General features: G+C 65.0%; 15 protein-coding genes. 6 read left to right on the forward strand and 9 right to left on the reverse strand.

What is annotated here, in order from left to right:
- Positions 1-45: 45 nt before the first annotated feature.
- Positions 46-711 (forward strand): response regulator transcription factor, encoded by a 666-nt coding sequence (locus tag ABV408_RS05700; RefSeq protein ID WP_106418338.1) that lies wholly within the window; start codon positions 46-48, stop codon positions 709-711.
- 196 nt (positions 712-907) lie between these two features.
- Here ABV408_RS05700 and ABV408_RS05705 read toward each other — a convergent pair whose 3' ends face one another.
- Positions 908-1,864, reverse strand: a complete 957-nt coding sequence (locus ABV408_RS05705; protein WP_353981491.1) for a LysR substrate-binding domain-containing protein — start codon at positions 1,862-1,864, stop codon at positions 908-910.
- A gap of 145 nt (positions 1,865-2,009) precedes the next feature.
- Here ABV408_RS05705 and ABV408_RS05710 point away from each other — a divergent pair, with 145 nt between their 5' ends.
- Positions 2,010-3,392 (forward strand): L-serine ammonia-lyase, encoded by a 1,383-nt coding sequence (locus ABV408_RS05710; RefSeq protein ID WP_035474926.1) that lies wholly within the window; start codon positions 2,010-2,012, stop codon positions 3,390-3,392.
- 268 nt (positions 3,393-3,660) lie between these two features.
- Positions 3,661-4,395, forward strand: a complete 735-nt coding sequence (locus ABV408_RS05715) for a Crp/Fnr family transcriptional regulator (protein WP_353981492.1) — start codon at positions 3,661-3,663, stop codon at positions 4,393-4,395.
- A 46-nt stretch (positions 4,396-4,441) separates the two neighbouring features.
- Here ABV408_RS05715 and ABV408_RS05720 read toward each other — a convergent pair whose 3' ends face one another.
- Complete coding sequence (locus tag ABV408_RS05720; protein WP_353981493.1) at positions 4,442-5,377, reverse strand: LysR substrate-binding domain-containing protein; 936 nt, start codon at positions 5,375-5,377, stop codon at positions 4,442-4,444.
- A gap of 158 nt (positions 5,378-5,535) precedes the next feature.
- Between ABV408_RS05720 and ABV408_RS05725 the strand changes: the two genes are divergently transcribed.
- Together ABV408_RS05725 and fghA are read left to right on the forward strand one after the other, a co-directional pair.
- Positions 5,536-6,645: an S-(hydroxymethyl)glutathione dehydrogenase/class III alcohol dehydrogenase gene (locus tag ABV408_RS05725; protein ID WP_353981494.1), complete on the forward strand. Its 1,110-nt coding sequence runs from the start codon at positions 5,536-5,538 to the stop codon at positions 6,643-6,645.
- A gap of 172 nt (positions 6,646-6,817) precedes the next feature.
- Positions 6,818-7,675 (forward strand): S-formylglutathione hydrolase, encoded by an 858-nt coding sequence (gene fghA / locus ABV408_RS05730; RefSeq protein ID WP_353981495.1) that lies wholly within the window; start codon positions 6,818-6,820, stop codon positions 7,673-7,675.
- Positions 7,676-7,809: 134 nt separating this feature from the next.
- On the opposite strand, the gene ABV408_RS05735 is transcribed toward fghA, so the two are convergent.
- The 6 genes from ABV408_RS05735 to ABV408_RS05760 all read right to left on the reverse strand — a co-directional run bounded on the left by ABV408_RS05735 (position 7,810) and on the right by ABV408_RS05760 (position 14,004).
- Complete coding sequence (locus ABV408_RS05735) at positions 7,810-8,847, reverse strand: sulfonate ABC transporter substrate-binding protein (RefSeq protein ID WP_353981496.1); 1,038 nt, start codon at positions 8,845-8,847, stop codon at positions 7,810-7,812.
- Positions 8,848-8,948: 101 nt separating this feature from the next.
- Positions 8,949-10,133 carry an FMNH2-dependent alkanesulfonate monooxygenase gene (ssuD, locus tag ABV408_RS05740; RefSeq protein ID WP_353981497.1) on the reverse strand — a complete coding sequence of 395 codons (1,185 nt, stop codon included), beginning with the start codon at positions 10,131-10,133 and terminating at the stop codon, positions 8,949-8,951.
- A gap of 18 nt (positions 10,134-10,151) precedes the next feature.
- Positions 10,152-11,027 (reverse strand): ATP-binding cassette domain-containing protein, encoded by an 876-nt coding sequence (locus ABV408_RS05745; protein WP_353981498.1) that lies wholly within the window; start codon positions 11,025-11,027, stop codon positions 10,152-10,154.
- Positions 11,024-11,812, reverse strand: a complete 789-nt coding sequence (gene ssuC, locus ABV408_RS05750; RefSeq protein ID WP_353981499.1) for an aliphatic sulfonate ABC transporter permease SsuC — start codon at positions 11,810-11,812, stop codon at positions 11,024-11,026. The genes ABV408_RS05745 and ssuC overlap by 4 nt, the downstream gene beginning before the upstream one ends.
- A gap of 558 nt (positions 11,813-12,370) precedes the next feature.
- Entirely contained in the window at positions 12,371-12,940 is a 570-nt protein-coding gene (gene ssuE, locus ABV408_RS05755) for an NADPH-dependent FMN reductase (RefSeq protein WP_353981500.1), read from the reverse strand.
- A gap of 131 nt (positions 12,941-13,071) precedes the next feature.
- Entirely contained in the window at positions 13,072-14,004 is a 933-nt protein-coding gene (locus ABV408_RS05760; protein ID WP_353981501.1) for a CysB family HTH-type transcriptional regulator, read from the reverse strand.
- A 299-nt stretch (positions 14,005-14,303) separates the two neighbouring features.
- Between ABV408_RS05760 and ABV408_RS05765 the strand changes: the two genes are divergently transcribed.
- On the forward strand, positions 14,304-15,242 hold the full coding sequence (locus ABV408_RS05765) for an ABC transporter substrate-binding protein (RefSeq protein WP_353981502.1): 939 nt from the start codon (positions 14,304-14,306) through the stop codon (positions 15,240-15,242).
- A gap of 175 nt (positions 15,243-15,417) precedes the next feature.
- On the opposite strand, the gene ABV408_RS05770 is transcribed toward ABV408_RS05765, so the two are convergent.
- Positions 15,418-16,230, reverse strand: coding sequence for an alpha/beta hydrolase fold domain-containing protein (locus tag ABV408_RS05770; RefSeq protein ID WP_353981503.1), 813 nt, complete (start codon positions 16,228-16,230; stop codon positions 15,418-15,420).
- Positions 16,231-16,245: the final 15 nt, after the last annotated feature.

Genomic DNA, 16,245 nt, shown 5'->3' on the forward strand with positions numbered 1-16,245 from the left:
TGCCCCGAACTCGCTCGACGTTTCGACAGTCCCGGAGGAGATTCAATGGCTTTTGCCCAGAAATTCATCGTTGCCGATGACCACCCACTCTTCCGGGCGGCGCTCAATCAGGCGCTGCGCCAGGTATCGCCTCAGGCGGAAATCGTCGAAGCGGATACCATGGAAGCGACCACCGAGGTGGTGACGCGTCACCCGGATGCCGATCTCATCCTGCTCGATCTGCACATGCCGGGGGCGCACGGCTTTTCCGGGCTCATTCAGCTGCGCGGACAGATGCCGGATATCCCGGTCACCGTGGTCTCGGGCAGTGAAGAGCTCGACGTGGTACGTCGCGCCATCGACTACGGCGCCTCCGGCTTCATTCCCAAGTCGGCTTCGCTCGACGCCATCGCCGAGGCGATCGGTGAAGTGCTGAAAGGGGAAGTGTGGCTGCCCGCCGAGATGGCCGATGCCATGGGCGAGGGCAATGAGGAGGACGCCCGCTTCGCCGAGGCGATCGCCTCGCTCACGCCGCAGCAGTTTCGCGTGCTCAACATGCTCACCGAGGGGCTGCTCAACAAGCAGATCGCCTACGAGTTGAACGTCTCCGAAGCCACCATCAAGGCCCACGTCACCGCCATTCTGCGCAAGCTCGGCGTGCACTCCCGCACCCAGGCGGTGATCGCGGCGCAGAAACTCGAGATCGACCCGCCCAAGGTGGTCGACAACTAAGCCAGCGCACAGCCAAGCCAGGGCACAACGTAGGTCACGGCACAACCCAGGCCACGGCACTGGCCGCGCTCCAGCCGAATACCCGCGACGCCCGCACGTCTCGCCCACACATTGCGCCCGCTGATGGCGCACACAATGGGCGTGTCGTGCGGGCGTCTTGCGTGGAGTGGCTTTCTTCTCCACGACTCTTTCTCGCCTACTGCCCCTCAGCTGCGTCGCTGAGTGATTGCTCCGTGCTCCGGCCGCGCTCTGCCTCCTCCACCAGCCAGTCGTGGATCGCGCGAACGCGGCGGTCGTCGAGGGCGCCCTGCTGATAGACCAGGCCGTAGCGCTTGCCGGTGGCGACCGAGCCGGCAAAGGGCGCGATCAGGCGGCCGCTTTCCAGCTCGTCGCCGATCAGGGTGCGCCGGGCGATTGCCACGCCCATCCCGGAGATCGCCGCCTCCACCGTGAGCTGATTGCGGTTGAAGGTGTAGCCCCGGCGGACATTGACGTGTTCGCCGCCGATCGCCGCCAGATAGTGTTCCCATTCGGCATAGTCGTGACTGCCGCGCCAGGCGGTGACATCATGCAGCAGCGGGTAGTAGCCCAGCGCATCGGGGTGGGTCAGCGGCGGGCGCCGGCGCAGCAGCTGCGGCGAGCAGACCGCGAAGATGCGTTCGTCGATCAGCGGCGAGGTCTGCAGCCCGGGGTAGTGGCCGTCGTTGAGATCGATCGCCAGATCGAACCCGCCGTCGAGCAGCGACAGGTTGCTGTCCTCGGCGCTCAGGTGCAGCTCGATGTCGGGAAACCGCGCCTGCAGCCGCGGCAGCCGCGGCATCAGCCACTTGGCCAAGAACGAGGGCAGGCAGCGCAGACGCAGCACGCCGCTCATCACCCCGCCGCGCAGGCGGTCGATCTCCAGCCCCACCGCATCGTAGGCCTGGGACACCACCCCGGCCAGGCGCTCGCCCTCCTCGGTGAGCGCCAGCTGCCGCGGCAAGCGCCGAAACAGCCGGAACCCCAAGCGCTCCTCCAACTGCTTGATCTGCTGGCTGACCGCACCGGTGGTCACGTGCAGCTCCTCCGCCGCACGGGTGAAGGAGAGATGCCTGGCGCTGACGGCGAAGACCTTCAGCCAGGCGTGAGTCTGAGCATTGAGTGACTGGGCCATGATTTAGCCTGACTAAAACCCTGGGCAGATATATTCGATTGAGACCGGTGTAACTGGCGAGCACACTGAAGTCAAACTACATCAAGCATCGGTTCTCGCAACGACGCTTTCTGATTCCAGTGCGACGCTCCCAGGGGAGACGACCATGACCTTCAGCGTGTTTGACCTGTTCAAGATCGGCATTGGGCCCTCCAGCTCACACACCGTGGGCCCGATGCAGGCCGCACACACCTTCGTCACTACGCTGCGCGAGCATGCGCTGCTGCAGCCGGTCAAACGTGTGCAGGTCACCCTCTATGGCTCCCTCAGCGCCACCGGCAAGGGCCACAACACCGACAGCGCCGTGCTAGGTGGGCTGATGGGCGAACAGCCGGTGAGCGTCGATCCCGACGAGCTGGCGCTCAAGCTCGCTGCCGTCGAGCGTGACCACCGCCTGTCGCTGGCCGGCGTGCACGCTATCGACTTCGATCCCGCCCGCGACGTCGAGTGGTGCGACGAGATCCTCGACTACCACACCAACGCGCTGCGTCTGGTGGCCAGCGATCGCCGCGGCGCGACGATCTACGCCAACACCTACTACTCGGTCGGCGGCGGCTTCGTGGTCGACGAGGAGCAGGCCGAACACGGCGAGAGTGCCACCCGCGGCGTGCGCCTGCCGTTCCCGTTCCGCAATGCCGTGGAGCTGCTCGAGATCTGCCGCCGCGAAGAGCTCTCGATCAGCGACGTGATGCTCGCCAACGAGAGCGCCTGGCGTAGCGAGGCCGAGACCCGCGCCGGACTGTGGCGCATCTGGGAGGCGATGAAGGCGTGCGTCGACAGCGGCCTGGATCAGCAGGGCGTACTGCCGGGCGGTCTCAACGTGCGTCGGCGCGCGCCCAATCTGCATCGACGCCTGATGGCGCTCGACGACGACAAGGGGCTGATCGCCAGCACCTTCTCGGCGATGGATTGGGTCAACCTCTTCGCCCTGGCGGTCAATGAGGAGAATGCCGCCGGGCGGCGCATGGTCACCGCGCCCACCAACGGCGCTGCAGGGATCGTCCCGGCGGTGCTGCACTACTACATGAAGTTCCAGCCCGGGGCGTGCGAGAAGGATGTGGTGCGCTTTCTGCTGGCGGCCGCGGCGATCGGTATTCTGTGCAAGACCAACGCTTCGATCTCCGGTGCCGAGGTCGGCTGTCAGGGGGAAGTGGGGTCGGCCTGCGCGATGGCTGCGGCGGGGCTGGCCGAGCTGCTCGGCGGGACGCCGGCACAGGTCGAGAACGCCGCCGAGATCGGCCTCGAGCACAACCTCGGGCTGACCTGCGACCCGATCGCCGGACTGGTTCAGGTGCCGTGCATCGAGCGTAATGCGATCGCCTCGGTCAAGGCGATCAACGCCGCCCAGATGGCGCTACGCGGTGACGGCGAGCACTTCGTCTCGCTGGACAAGGTAATCCGTACCATGCGCGACACCGGTCGCGACATGCAGGACAAGTACAAGGAGACCTCGCGCGGGGGGCTGGCGGTCAACACCATCGAGTGCTGAGCGCCCGGACCATGGCCGTGGCCACACTGGCAGCGGTGTCGGTGAGCGCGATAACAACAGTGATAAGGAAATTGAGCTAGAGCTGTGCCACTATCAAATCCCTGAATCCAGGAGTCCCTGCAGCGAGAGCGTCGGCGCGGCCACAGGCCGTGCGTGGGGCTTCTCGGGGCAGTCTGGTGTGCGTCGCGCGATCCGTGATGATGGTGCTCTGTCATCACGGAAGCGGGGCGCGCGCCACGTTGCGGGTTAGACCACAAGGCCAAGGGAAATGAGCAAAGACAGCTGCATCATTCGTCACTTCAAACACTACGGTGAGATTTCCGAGAACGACGAGGCGCTGCTGGCGGATCTGGAGAAGAGCCCGAGCGAGGTCAAGGCCGATCAGATCCTGTGGCAGGAGGGCGACAGCGCGCGCGAGTTCTGCACTCTCAGCCGCGGCTGGGCCTACTCCTTCCGGCATATGGAGGACGGCTCGCGTCAGATTCTCGAGATCTACCTACCCGGCGACATCATCGGCCTGCGCGAGTTCGCCTTCAAGGATCGTCTCACTGGCGTCGCCATGCTCGAGGATGGCGTCATCTGCCACTTCCCGCATCGTCGCCTGATCAACGTCTTTCGCGAATCGCTGACCCTCTCGGCGATCTTCTTCGCCATCTCGTCGCACCAGCAGGCACTGCTCACCGAGCGGCTGGTCAACTTGGCCCGGCGCAGCGCGCGTCAGCGCCTGGCCCACCTGATCTACGAGATGTACGTGCGCCTGGAGCGCACCAACGCGCGCGACGGCAACAGCATCCGTCTGCCGCTGTCGCAGCAGCATCTCGGCGACGCGCTGGGGCTATCGTCGGTGCATGTCAGTCGGACCCTGACCACCTTCCGCGAGGAGGGGCTGGTCCTGCGCTCGCGCCAGCGCATCGAGCTGCCCGACCCGGCCGCGCTGGCCCGCGAGGCTGAGTTCGGCGACGCCTATCTCAACGACGGCATCGACCACTTCTTCAACCATTGAGGCGCTAGGGGCCCCTCGACTGAGGCGGTGGTCACCATCGCTGCCGTCAGGTCTCTGTCCCAGGTTCCTCGATGTCGCGGAGGACCCCGCCTGCCGACCAGCCGGCGATGGTGGAGGGTAGCCGCGCGACCAGGAAATCGACCAGCAGGCGGATCTTCGACGACAGCTGACGATGGCGCGGATAGACCGCCCACACCGCGGTGTCGGTGAACTGGTAGCGGTCCAGCACCGAGACAAGCTCGCCGCGGCCCATGGCCTGCTCGACGTAGTAGTCCGGCAGCTGGGCCAGGCCGATACCGCGGCGTGCCGCGTCCAGCAGCGCCGGCCCCGAGTTGCCGCGCCAGTTACCGGAGACACGAATCTCGCGTTGTTGGCCGTCGACCTGGAACAGCCAGCTGTCGCGCGAGCCGCTCAGGCAGTTGTGATGGGAAAGTTCCGACAGGCTGTGCGGGGGCGACACGTGCTGGAAGTAGGCCGGTGAGCCGACCACGTATTCGCGACGTTCGCACAGGCGTCGGGCCAGCAGGCTGGAGTCCTTGAGCACCCCCATGCGAATGGCGATGTCGAAGCCCTCGTCGATCAGCGCCACGGCGCGATTGGTGAAGTGGAGCTGGACGTCGAGCTGGGGATGACGGCAGTGGAACTCGTTGACCAGTGGCGCGATGTAGCGCTCGCCGAAGGTGGTGGCGCAGCTGATCGCCAGGCGCCCCTGGGGCAGCGGCTGCAGCGCGTTGAGCGCATCCTCGGCCTCGCGGAAGCCGTCGAGCAGCGAACGGCAGTGCTCGTAGTAGACCGCGCCGCCGTCGGTCAGACGGATCTGCCGCGTGGTGCGGTAGAGCAGTGGCGCGCCGAGACTCTGCTCCAACTGACTGACCAGCCGGCTGACATGCGAGCTTGAGACCTTCAGCGATTCGGCAGCGCGGGTGAAGGTGCCCAGTCTGACCACCGCGACGAACGCCTCGATCCCCTCCCAGCGTGACATGGTGTCTCCCCGATTATTGCTGTGCAGCAATGATTATGTGCCTTTGATCGGGTTTATTGCTAACTGATGAGCGCCTAGACTGGTTTCAGATCAAGATCATCGCCATGCCCCGCACCGGTGGGGTGAGCGAACCGACATCCTCAAAAGGAGACCAGAAGATGAAATCGCGTGCTGCCGTAGCCTGGGAAGCGGGCAAGCCCCTCTCCCTCGAAGAGATCGACGTCCAGGACCCCAAGCAGGGCGAAGTGCTGGTGCGCATGGTCGCCACCAGCGTCTGTCACACCGACGCCTACACGCTCTCGGGCAAGGATCCGGAAGGGCTGTTTCCCTCGGTGCTGGGCCACGAGGGCGCCGGTATCGTCGAAGCGGTGGGTGAGGGCGTGACCGGGCTGGTACCGGGCGACCACGTCATCCCGCTCTATACCGCCGAGTGCGGCAAGTGCAAGTTCTGCCTCTCGGGCAAGACCAACCTGTGCAGCTCGGTACGTGCCACTCAGGGCAAGGGCCTGATGCCCGATGGCACCTCGCGCTTCTCCCTCGACGGCAAGCCGATCCACCACTACATGGGCTGCTCGACCTTTTCCGAGTACACCGTGCTGCCCGAGGTCTCGCTGGCCAAGGTCTCCAAGGAAGCGCCGCTGGACAAGATCTGTCTGCTCGGTTGTGGTGTCACCACCGGCATCGGCGCGGTGCTCAACACCGCCAAGGTCGAGCCCGGCGCTACGGTCGCGGTATTCGGCCTGGGCGCGATCGGCCTGGCGGTAATCCAGGGCGCGCAGATGGCCAAGGCGTCGCGCATCATCGCCATCGACGTCAACCCGGACAAGTTCGAGCTGGCACGCCAGTTCGGTGCCACCGAGTTCGTCAATCCGAAGGATTACAGCGATCCGATCCAGCAGGTGATCGTCGATCTGACCGACGGCGGTGTCGACTACTCCTTCGAGTGCATCGGCAACGTCAACGTGATGCGCTCGGCGCTGGAGTGCTGCCACAAGGGCTGGGGCGAGTCGATCATCATCGGTGTCGCCGGTGCCGGCGAGGAGATCTCGACGCGGCCGTTCCAACTGGTGACCGGCCGGGTCTGGAAGGGCTCCGCCTTCGGTGGCGTCAAGGGACGCAGCGAGCTGCCGGGCTATGTTCAGCGCTATATGGATGGCGAGATCAAGATCGACGAGTTCGTCACCCATGACATGGCCTTCGACCAGATCAACGAGGCGTTCGAGCTGCTGCATGCGGGCAAGAGTATCCGCACCGTGCTGCACTATTGATACGGGCCCGGAACTGCCCGATTGACACGGGCCCGGAACTGCCCGATTGATACGCGCCCGGAACCGCGCGAAAGGCTTGTGATACGCGCCCGAAGCCGAACTCGCGTGAAACACATTTGAGACGCGCTCAATCCACCGGCGGTGATACCGCCGGTGCTGCCAGGAGAAAACCATGTCGATGAGCGAGCAGTTGGAGCTGGTCTCCGCCACCAAGAGCTTCGGTGGCTGGGTCAAGCGCTACAAGCACTACTCGCGGGCGCTGGATTGCGACATGATCTTCGCGATCTATCTCCCGCCGCAGGCCGAGGAGGGCCGGGTGCCGCTGATGTGGTGGCTCTCCGGGCTCACCTGCAATGACGAGAACTTCATGCAGAAGGCGGGGGCGCAGAAGACCGCCGCCGAGCTGGGCATCGCCATCGTCTGCCCGGACACCAGCCCGCGTGGGCTCGACCTGCCCGGCGAGCACGACAGCTACGACTTCGGCTCCGGCGCCGGGTTCTATCTCAACGCCAAGCGCGAGCCGTGGTCGCGCCACTACCGCATGTACGACTACGTCACCGAGGAGTTGCCCTCGGTGGTGCGGCTGCATTTCCCGGTCAATGGCCGCGAGTCGATCAGCGGCCACTCCATGGGCGGTCACGGCGCGCTGGTCCTGGCACTCCGCCAGCCGGGGCGTTACGCCGCGGTGTCGGCGTTCGCACCGATCGTCAACCCGACGCAGGTGCCCTGGGGCCAGAAGGCGTTCGAGCACTACCTCGGCGAAGATGTCGGTCTGCGCACCCAGTACGATGCCTGCGAACTGGTGGCCAAGGGGTCGTCGCGCCAGCCGCTGTTCATCGATCAGGGTGAGGCCGACAACTTCCTCGACGAGCAGCTCAAGCCGGAGCGCCTGGAAGCCGTATGTGAAGAGCACGACCACCCGCTGACGCTGCGTCGTCATCCGGGATACGATCATAGCTACTTCTTCATCGCCAGCTTCATCGATGACCACCTGCGCTACCACGCCGAGCGGCTCCACGCCAAGCGCTGAATCTCGCGAGCGTGCCTCCACGACCCTGACGAGCGGCCCCTACTGGGGCCGCTTCTCTGTCTGGTGGTCTTACGGCGATCTCTTGTCGTTTCGCAGGCGCTCTGGCGCTTGCCAACCGGGCGGGTTAACTGCGGTTACCGGGTCGCGGCGACGCTCTCTGCGGAGCGCGCCCATTTGGCCGTGCTGACATCTACCTCCCTGGGGATCAGGCCGATGTCGTGGAAAGTGTCGGCCAGGGTTTGCTGCTCGGCGAGGACGTCGTCGTCGACCGGTGCCAGACCGTAGTGGGTGCGCGCGATGGCGCGCTGCCAGATCGATACCGGTAGATCCGTGGCGCGGGACAGGATCCGAGCGGCATCGTCGGGATGCGCCTCGGCCCAGCGGCTGACCGCCGCGATCTGCTGGTTGAACAGATCGACGATCTCCGGGTGAGCCTCGGCGAAGTCACGGCTCGAGAGATAGAAGCTGTAGTGTGGCACCAGCTCTGTGGCGTCGGTCAGTAGCCTCGCGCCGGCATTCACTTGTGCTTCGGCATAATAGGGGTCCCAGATCGCCCAGGCATCGACCGCCCCCTGCTGGAAGGCGGCGCGGGCGTCGGCCGGTTTCAGATAGCGCGGGGTGATCCGTGAATAGTCGAGACCGGCGGCGGCGAGCGCCTTCACCAGCAGATAGTTGACGTCGGAACCCTTGTTGAGCGCAACCGCTCTGCCCTCGAGATCGGCAACGCTGTGAAGCGGTGAATCCTTCGGGACCAGAATGGCTTCGGTCTTCGGGTTGGCCGGTGTCCGCGACACATAGACCAGATCGGCGCCGGCGGCCTGGGCGAAGATCGGCGGCGCATCCCCCACCGTGGCGAAGTCGATGCTACCTAGGTTCAGCGCCTCGAGCATCTGCGGGCCGGCGGGGAATTCGATCCAGCGGGCGTCTATACCGCGCGCCTTCAGCGCCTCGTCGAGCGTACCGCGCGCTTTCAGCAGGGTGAAGATGCTGCTTTTCTGAAAGCCGATCTGCACGCTCGCCGGTGGCTCGTCGGCCGCTGCCAGACTGGCGAAAGCTGCAGTCAGAGCGGCGAGCAGCAGCACGCTCAGGCAGGCCAAGACTCGACGATAGCCGCGGGCCATGGCAGACATCCCAAGGGTGGAGGTCGGTAGGGCGGAGGTCGCGAGGGGCATGATCGTCTCGTGGGGTCGGCGATCGGAGATGTCGGTTCGGGGCATGGTGAGTCCTGTCGTCTGGAAGGGGGCGGTCGTGTCGAGGTGGCGAGCTGGGTCGCTCAGGACCGGCTGGTTACCGCAGCGGACGGTCGTTCGCTGTTGGCGATGGTCTCGCCGAAAGGGCCCATGTCGGCTCCCGCCGCGGACCTGTCGGTGGCGTCTTCCAGCGGCAGCAGCGGGAGGACGGATTCACCGAATCGCCAGGCCTCCTCCAGATGCGGGTAGCCGGAAAGAATGAAGGTGTCGATTCCCAGTGTCTGGTATTCGCGCATGCGTGCCGCCACCGTCTCCGGGCTCCCGACCAGTGCGGTGCCGGCGCCACCGCGTACCAATCCGACGCCGGCCCACAGGTTGGGGCTGATCTCGAGCTGGCTGCGATCGCCGCCGTGCAATTGCGACATGCGCGCCTGGCCCACCGAATCCATGCGCGAGAACACTTTCTGGGCGGCGGCGATGGTGTCGTCGTCGAGATGGCAGATCAGCTTGTCGGCGGCGTGCCACGCCTCCTCGTCGGTCTCCCTGACGATGACGTGCAGACGAATACCGAAAGTCACTTCGCGGCCGGCCTTGGCTGCCGCCTGGCGCACGCTGGCGATCTTCTCGGCGACCTGCGCCGGAGGCTCGCCCCAGGTCAGATACTTGTCGATCGTGCTGGCGGCGACGTCGATCGCCGGCTGGGAGGAGCCGCCGAAGTAGAGGGGGGGACCGTTGGGCGTCACCGGCCGGAAGATCAGCTTGCCTTCTTCGATATGCAGATGCTCGCCAGCGTGGTTGACGGTCTCGCCGGCCAGCAGGCGCTGGTAGACGTCGAGAAACTCGCGGGTCACGGCGTAGCGCTCGCTGTGATCGAGGAAGATGCCATCGCCGCGGTTCTCGACCGGATCGCCGCCGGTCACCACATTGATCAGCAGGCGGCCGCCGGAAATCCGGTCCAGCGTCGCGGTCATCCGCGCGGCAACCGCAGGCGACTGCAGCCCAGGGCGGACAGCGACCAGAAAGCGCAGCCGCTGCGTCAGGGGGGCCAGTGCCGAGGCCACCACCCAGGCGTCTTCGCAGCTTCTTCCCGTTGGCAGCAGCACCCCGTAGTAGCCGAGCTGGTCGGCGGACTGGGCGATCTGGCGCAGGTAGTGGATATCCACGTTGCGTCCACCCGCCGAGGTGCCGAGATAGTGGCCGTCGCCGTGGGTGGGCAGAAACCACAGCACCTTGAGGCGTGTCGTATCGTTGGGGGGCAGTGTCGTCATGCAGGTCTCTCCATGAGCCTAGAGGGTTGGGGGCCGAGAAGCGTGAGGTGACGCCGCATCGCCGTCGGGCTCGCTGCGTCCGAGTACGCGATGCAGAATTCGTGTCTCCAGAGCCGAGACCCCGGGCGAGGCCGGCTCCCGCGGGCGTGGCAGCGGTATTGTCAGATCCAGGCCGATGTGGCCGTCTTCCAGCACGATGATTCGGTCGGCGAGCTGCACGGCCTCGGCGACATCGTGGGTGACCAGCAGCAGGGTGAAAGCGTGACGCTGCCACAGCTTCTCGATCAGCGCGTGCATCTCCAGCCGGGTCAGCGCGTCCAGTGCCCCGAGCGGCTCGTCGAGCAGCAGCAGACGCGGCTGATGAATCAGTGCCCGAGCTAGGGCGACGCGCTGACGCTGTCCCCCCGAAAGCTGCGCCGGCCACATGGCCGCCTTGTCCTCGAGCCCTACCTCGCGTAGCGCCTCCAGCGCACGTGGGCGCCAGTCCCCCGCGAGGCCGAGTCCGATGTTGTCGAGCACGCGCTTCCACGGCAGCAGACGTGCCTCCTGGAACATCAGCCGCGTGTCATCACGGTGGGCCGAAAGTGGCTGGTCATCGGTGCTCAGCTGGCCGCTGCCGAGCGTTTCCAGCCCCGCGATCAGCTTCAGCAGGGTGCTCTTGCCGCAGCCGCTGCGGCCGACGATGGCGACGAACTGACCGCTGGGGATCTCCAGGTCGAAACGGTCGAGCACGGCCAGCTCGCCGAAGCGTTTACCGATGCCCTCGAGCTTCAGATGGCTACCCGCCCGGGGGCGGCCCGCTGCCGAGATCTCACGGTAGTTCGCGCTGTCGTGGGGCTCGGCATGGGACTCGGGGAAACTGTCGCGAGGATGAAAGAGTATGGATGGACTCATTGGATCTGACCTCCGCGGTAGGCGGGATGCCAGCGCAGCCAGCGGCGCTCGAGAAAGCGGGCGGATTCATCGGCGAGCTTGCCGAGAATGGCATAGAGCACGATGGTGAGAGCCACGACATCGGTCTGCAGAAATTCACGTGCGTTCATCGCCAGATAACCGATCCCCGAACTGGCAGAGATGGTCTCGGCGACGATCAAGGTCAGCCACATCAGTCCCAGCGAGTAGCGCACACCTACCAGAATGGACGGCATCGCGCCGGGCAGAACGACATGGGTGAAAAGTGCCCGGCCCGAGAGCCCGTAACTTCTGGCCATCTCCATGAGATCGGCATCGACCCCGCGAATGCCGTGAAAGGTATTCAGATAGATGGGAAAAGCGGTGCCCAGTACGACGAGAAAGATCTTCGCGGTCTCGTCGATGCCGAACCACAGAATCACCATTGGAATCAGTGCCAGATGGGGCACGTTTCGGACCATCTGTACGCTGCTGTCGAGCAGCTTCTCGCCCCACCAGGAGAGTCCGCTGAGTGTACCGAGCAGCAGGCCAATGCTGGCGCCGATCAGAAAACCCAGCGCGGCGCGTTGGAAGCTGATCAGCAAATGATGCGGCAGTTCGCCGCTGGCGCTAAGTCGCCAACCTGCCCCGAGCACTGACAGTGGGGTGGGCAGCAGTCGGCTGGAAATCCAGCCGTCGCTTACCAGCCACTGCCAGAACAGGACGATGAGCAGTGGCACCAGCCAGGGAAGCCAGCGGCCCAGAGTGCGTCTTCGAGCAGGTGTCATCGATCTCTTCTCCCTCGCCATGGTCGATGAAATAGCTGTCTGTAAATAACGCTAGCAGCGACAGGGTAGGCGTGAGAAATGAGAAATAATGCATTGGTTATGGGCTGAAAGGGAAAGCACGTTAAGCTGAATTTTCTGTTTATTGATATGCCGTTTTATGGCTTCTAGGTTCCTATCGCTAGCCGGATATAAAGAAGTTTTTTAAAGATTTAAAGAGGGCTTGGATGGTGAAGATGGAAGGAGGATCGGGGCGTAGAAAGAGAGTGAAGTCAAAGGGGTAAAGAGGCTGTTAACGAAAGCCTAAGGAAGAGGGTATAGAAAATTCTATGGGCATAGAGTGTGAAAATGGCGTGCGTGAAGAGCGCACGAAAAGACATCTTCGGAGAGTGCTCTCAAGATATCGATCACCGGCGGTGACTCGACACATGAGCGCGAACAGGCAGCGGTATCGACTGAGAAACGTCGCCTCCAATGGGCGCTATGCCGGCGCGTTGAACGTCGTCCATCGGATCGATGATCGACACCGGATGGCCGAGTGCGGCCACTATCGACCAGCGTCTAGGCCATCACTGCCGGGCGTGCCGGGTGGCGTGGACGGTGCTGCGCCATCACACTCTCGCGGAGCTCGTCGAAGGCTTCGTTCAGACGTGTTTGCAGATCGACGCCGAGATGGTATTCGCCGTCGTCTTCGCGGCTGAGCTGGGCCGCGTTGGCGTAGACGCCGGCGAGCTGACGGCGGGCACCGAGACTTGCCAGGACCGGTTTGAGGGCATAATCGAGAATCAGCAGGTGACGGTCGCTGCCGCCGCTGGCCAGCGTCAGCGACGTGGTATGCGCCAGGGCGTTCTGCGGCAGCAGGTCGAGCAGCAGCTTGAGGCCGCCGCTGAAGCAGGCCTGATAGACCGGCGTGGCCACGACCAGGGCGTCGGCGTCTGCCACTGCTGCGCGTAGTGCGGCGACGGCAGGATTGTCCCAGCGCCCCTCGACCAGCACGGCAGGATCGAAATCCGCCAGACCGAAAGCGCGGCAGTGCGCCCCCACGGCGCGCGCCCGCTGGGTAACGTGGGTCAGCATGCGTGTCGAGCGTGAGTGACTGCCGGGGCTACCGGCGAGGGTGACGAGATGCATGGCGATCCTCTCTGGTCTGGGGCGCATGGGGGTTACCGAAAGCGCTTCGACGCTAGCAGGGGTTCGGTGGCGCGGAGAAATAAGAAATCCTGCCGTGCTTATGGGGCTGGCTGTCCGCGGGTCGCCGGCACTCAGTCGCGACGGCCGCCGAGCGCACGCTGTACCGTATCCTCGTCGAGATCATCGCTGCACAGTTGTAGAAATGCGTAGGCGAAGGCGTGCAGGAAGTGGCCACGGCGCAGCGCGAGGTAAGTGGTGTTGCGGGGAAACAGCGCCCGGCCAGAGAGCAGGGTCAGACCGCGATCGCGCTCGGCGGCGTAGGCCAGCGAGGCGATCACGCCGATGCCCAGGCCGAGCTCGACGTAGGTCTTGATCACGTCCGCATCCAGCGCCGTGAGCACCACGTTAGGCACCAACCCCGCCGCCTGGAACGCCTGATCGATACGCGTGCGTCCGGTGAAACCCTCGTGATAGGTGACGATGGGATAGTCGGCGATATCCTCGAGTCGCAGGTCCTGCCTCTGTGCCAGCGGGTGGCCGGTGGGGACGACGATGCCGTGATGCCAGTGGTGGAAGGGAAAACGCACGAACGACGACCCTTCGTCGTTGACGGCCTCGGTGGCGATGCCGATATCCACGCGCCCGCTCTTGAGCAGCGAGACGATCTCCGACGGGCTGCACTGGTGGAGTTCCAGGTTCACCTTGGGGAAGCGCTCTTTGAACTGGGCCACGATCGGCGGCAGCGAGTAGCGCGCCTGGGTGTGCGTGGTGGCGATGGCGAGCCGGCCCTGATCCTGATTGGCCAGCTGCTGCGCCGAGCGCTTCAGGTTCTCGGCGTCGAGCAGGATGCGTTCGATCGTCTCCAGCAGAGTGCCCCCGGCGGTGGTCAGGCCGAGAATGCGCTTGCCACGTCGCTCGAACAGTTCGACGCCGAGCTCCTCCTCGAGATCGCGAATATGCTTGCTCGCCCCGGACTGCGAAGTGAATAGGGCGTTAGAGGCGTCGGTCAGGTTGAAGCGCTGGCGCACGGTCTCGCGCACGATGCGTAGCTGCTGGAAATTCATGGCGGGCTCGATGGCGGTCTATTTCCGCGAGGATAGAGCGAGTCTTCCAGGCGCATAAATAGATTATCTTCATAACCATATCGGCTTTCGGTTTTGTTTTTTATTCGAACGGGGTCTATATGGGGCGATAAAGCGTGGTGAGAGCGGACTCGGCTGGCCCATCGTCGCCAGCGCGCTCGACCGCGCGTCCCGTGTTCTGTGTCCGTTAGCGCCCACTCCCTGTCGCTTGGCGTCAAGTCGTAACGCCCGATTGCGTCACAGTAAGCGGGTATCCGACAACAACACCGAGGAACGCCCGCATGCGAAGACTCACGCTGCCGCACTACTGCCTGACGCTCACCACGCTCGGCCTGCTCGCCGCCGGCCCGGCGCACGCCGATCTCGACCAGGTGCGTTTCGGCGTTTCGCCCTGGCCCGGGGTCACGGTCAAGACCGAGATCGCCGCTCAACTGCTCGACGCCATGGGCTACCGCACCGAGCAGAAGGAGCTGGCGGTGGGGGTCATCCTCAACGGACTAGCCAACGGTCAGCTGGATGCCTACCTGGGCAACTGGTACCCGGTGCAGCAGGAGATGACCGAGCCGCTGCTCGAGTCGGGACGTCTGGCCCACGCCGCGGCCAATATCAGCAACGCCACCTCGGGGCTGGTGGTGCCGTCCTACGTGCACGAGGCGGGGGTCGACAGCGTGGCCGATCTCGACCGCTACCGCGATCGCTTCGGTGGCAAGATCCAGGGCATCGAAGCGGGCACCGGCATCAACGACGCCATCTTGAAGGCGATCGCCGAGGACAAGGCCGGGCTCGGCGACTGGCAGCTGCAGGAGAGCTCCACCGCGGCGATGCTGGCCTATGCCGGGCAGAAGATCGCCGACCACGAGTGGGTGACGTTCGTCGGCTGGGAGCCGCACTGGATGAACGTCAACTACGACCTCTACTACCTGAAGGATGCCGACGACAGCGGGGTCGCCGATATCGTCAGCACGGTGTGGACCCTGGTCCCGGGGGACCTCGAGCAGCAGGACGCCAATCTCTATCGCTTCTTCTCCCAGTACCGGGTCGACATCGCCGACCAGAACGACTGGGTCTACCAGTACAGCCACGAAGAGCGCCCCGCGGACGAGGTTGCCAGCGAATGGATCCAGAGCCATGAGGCGACCGTGGCCCAGTGGCTCGAGGGCGTCACCGCCAAGAATGGCAAGCCGGCGATCGAGGAGGTCAGGGCTGAGTTCGCGAACTGAGAGGGTGTTTACAAAATGCCTGCGCTCGACAATACGGCGTTAAAATCGGCCTAAAAATGCTCATTTACCCCGTGTAAACTCCGCTTTTTCGACCGATTTTGCCTTGTCTCGTCTTCGCTCGCCGACTTTGTAAACACCCTCTGAGTGGCGTTCTTACACGGATCGGCACGCGCGTTCAGATGAGGTGCGCAGCCAGGGCACCGCAGAACGCCTGCCAGGCTTCGCGCATCGCCGGCAGCTCGGCGTGGCCGTGCAGCGCCGAGTGGACCATGCCGGGTGCGCAGCGATAGCCCACCTCGGCGCCGGCATGGCGCCACGCTGCAACCGCCGCTTCCAGCGGGCGGGTGAGCGGATCGCGTGCCACCGCCAGCACCTCGATGGCGGGCGTCGGCGCTCGCTCTGCGGGGATCGCCGGCACCTCGGCGGATACGCTTTGCCATAGCGCCAGGATCTCCGCGCGCGACAGCAGCGGGGCGTCGTCGCCCAGCGTCTCTGCGGTGGGCGCGCCCACCACCGGATAGATCAGCCCCAGCACCCCTTGCCAGCCGTCATGGGCAACATCGATCGCCAGGCGCCCGCCGGCGCTGTCGCCGACCACTGCCAGCGGCGCGCAGGCGTTGACCACCGCCACACAGTCGGCCAACGCCGCGGTATAACTCGCCTCGGGCACGCGGCGATAAACCACGCTCACCACCTCGCGGCCGAGACGCGCGGCCAGATCGGCAGTGATGCCGTGATGGCTCGTCGCCGACCCCAGGTTCCAGCCGCCGCCATGCAGATAGACCACGCAGCCGCTCTGCGCGCCGCGTGGCGTGAAGCGGCGCACGGGCACCCCCGCAATTCGCGTATCCTCGAACCGCAGGCCCGCCGGGTCGGGCGGCCGCCGCTCGCGGTGCAGACGCTCGTAGGCCGCGCGGCGTTCGGCGAGCGGGGCGTCGGGCTCGGCATCCAGGCGCTCGAGGCGGCGGATGAAGGCGTCGATCGACATGCGGCTACTCCTCTT

Origin of the sequence: Salinicola endophyticus (assembly GCF_040536835.1) — a bacterium.
GTDB classification, from domain to species: domain Bacteria; phylum Pseudomonadota; class Gammaproteobacteria; order Pseudomonadales; family Halomonadaceae; genus Salinicola; species Salinicola endophyticus_A.

What these genes read in the sequence shown, in the direction of transcription:
- ABV408_RS05700 (WP_106418338.1), top strand. Translation starts at nt 46, where the DNA reads ATGGCTTTTGCCCAGAAATTCATCGTTGCCGATGACCACCCACTCTTC.
- ABV408_RS05705 (WP_353981491.1), bottom strand. Translation starts at nt 1,864, where the DNA reads ATGGCCCAGTCACTCAATGCTCAGACTCACGCCTGGCTGAAGGTCTTC.
- ABV408_RS05710 (WP_035474926.1), top strand. Translation starts at nt 2,010, where the DNA reads ATGACCTTCAGCGTGTTTGACCTGTTCAAGATCGGCATTGGGCCCTCC.
- ABV408_RS05715 (WP_353981492.1), top strand. Translation starts at nt 3,661, where the DNA reads ATGAGCAAAGACAGCTGCATCATTCGTCACTTCAAACACTACGGTGAG.
- ABV408_RS05720 (WP_353981493.1), bottom strand. Translation starts at nt 5,377, where the DNA reads ATGTCACGCTGGGAGGGGATCGAGGCGTTCGTCGCGGTGGTCAGACTG.
- ABV408_RS05725 (WP_353981494.1), top strand. Translation starts at nt 5,536, where the DNA reads ATGAAATCGCGTGCTGCCGTAGCCTGGGAAGCGGGCAAGCCCCTCTCC.
- fghA (WP_353981495.1), top strand. Translation starts at nt 6,818, where the DNA reads ATGTCGATGAGCGAGCAGTTGGAGCTGGTCTCCGCCACCAAGAGCTTC.
- ABV408_RS05735 (WP_353981496.1), bottom strand. Translation starts at nt 8,847, where the DNA reads ATGCCCCTCGCGACCTCCGCCCTACCGACCTCCACCCTTGGGATGTCT.
- ssuD (WP_353981497.1), bottom strand. Translation starts at nt 10,133, where the DNA reads ATGACGACACTGCCCCCCAACGATACGACACGCCTCAAGGTGCTGTGG.
- ABV408_RS05745 (WP_353981498.1), bottom strand. Translation starts at nt 11,027, where the DNA reads ATGAGTCCATCCATACTCTTTCATCCTCGCGACAGTTTCCCCGAGTCC.
- ssuC (WP_353981499.1), bottom strand. Translation starts at nt 11,812, where the DNA reads ATGACACCTGCTCGAAGACGCACTCTGGGCCGCTGGCTTCCCTGGCTG.
- ssuE (WP_353981500.1), bottom strand. Translation starts at nt 12,940, where the DNA reads ATGCATCTCGTCACCCTCGCCGGTAGCCCCGGCAGTCACTCACGCTCG.
- ABV408_RS05760 (WP_353981501.1), bottom strand. Translation starts at nt 14,004, where the DNA reads ATGAATTTCCAGCAGCTACGCATCGTGCGCGAGACCGTGCGCCAGCGC.
- ABV408_RS05765 (WP_353981502.1), top strand. Translation starts at nt 14,304, where the DNA reads ATGCGAAGACTCACGCTGCCGCACTACTGCCTGACGCTCACCACGCTC.
- ABV408_RS05770 (WP_353981503.1), bottom strand. Translation starts at nt 16,230, where the DNA reads ATGTCGATCGACGCCTTCATCCGCCGCCTCGAGCGCCTGGATGCCGAG.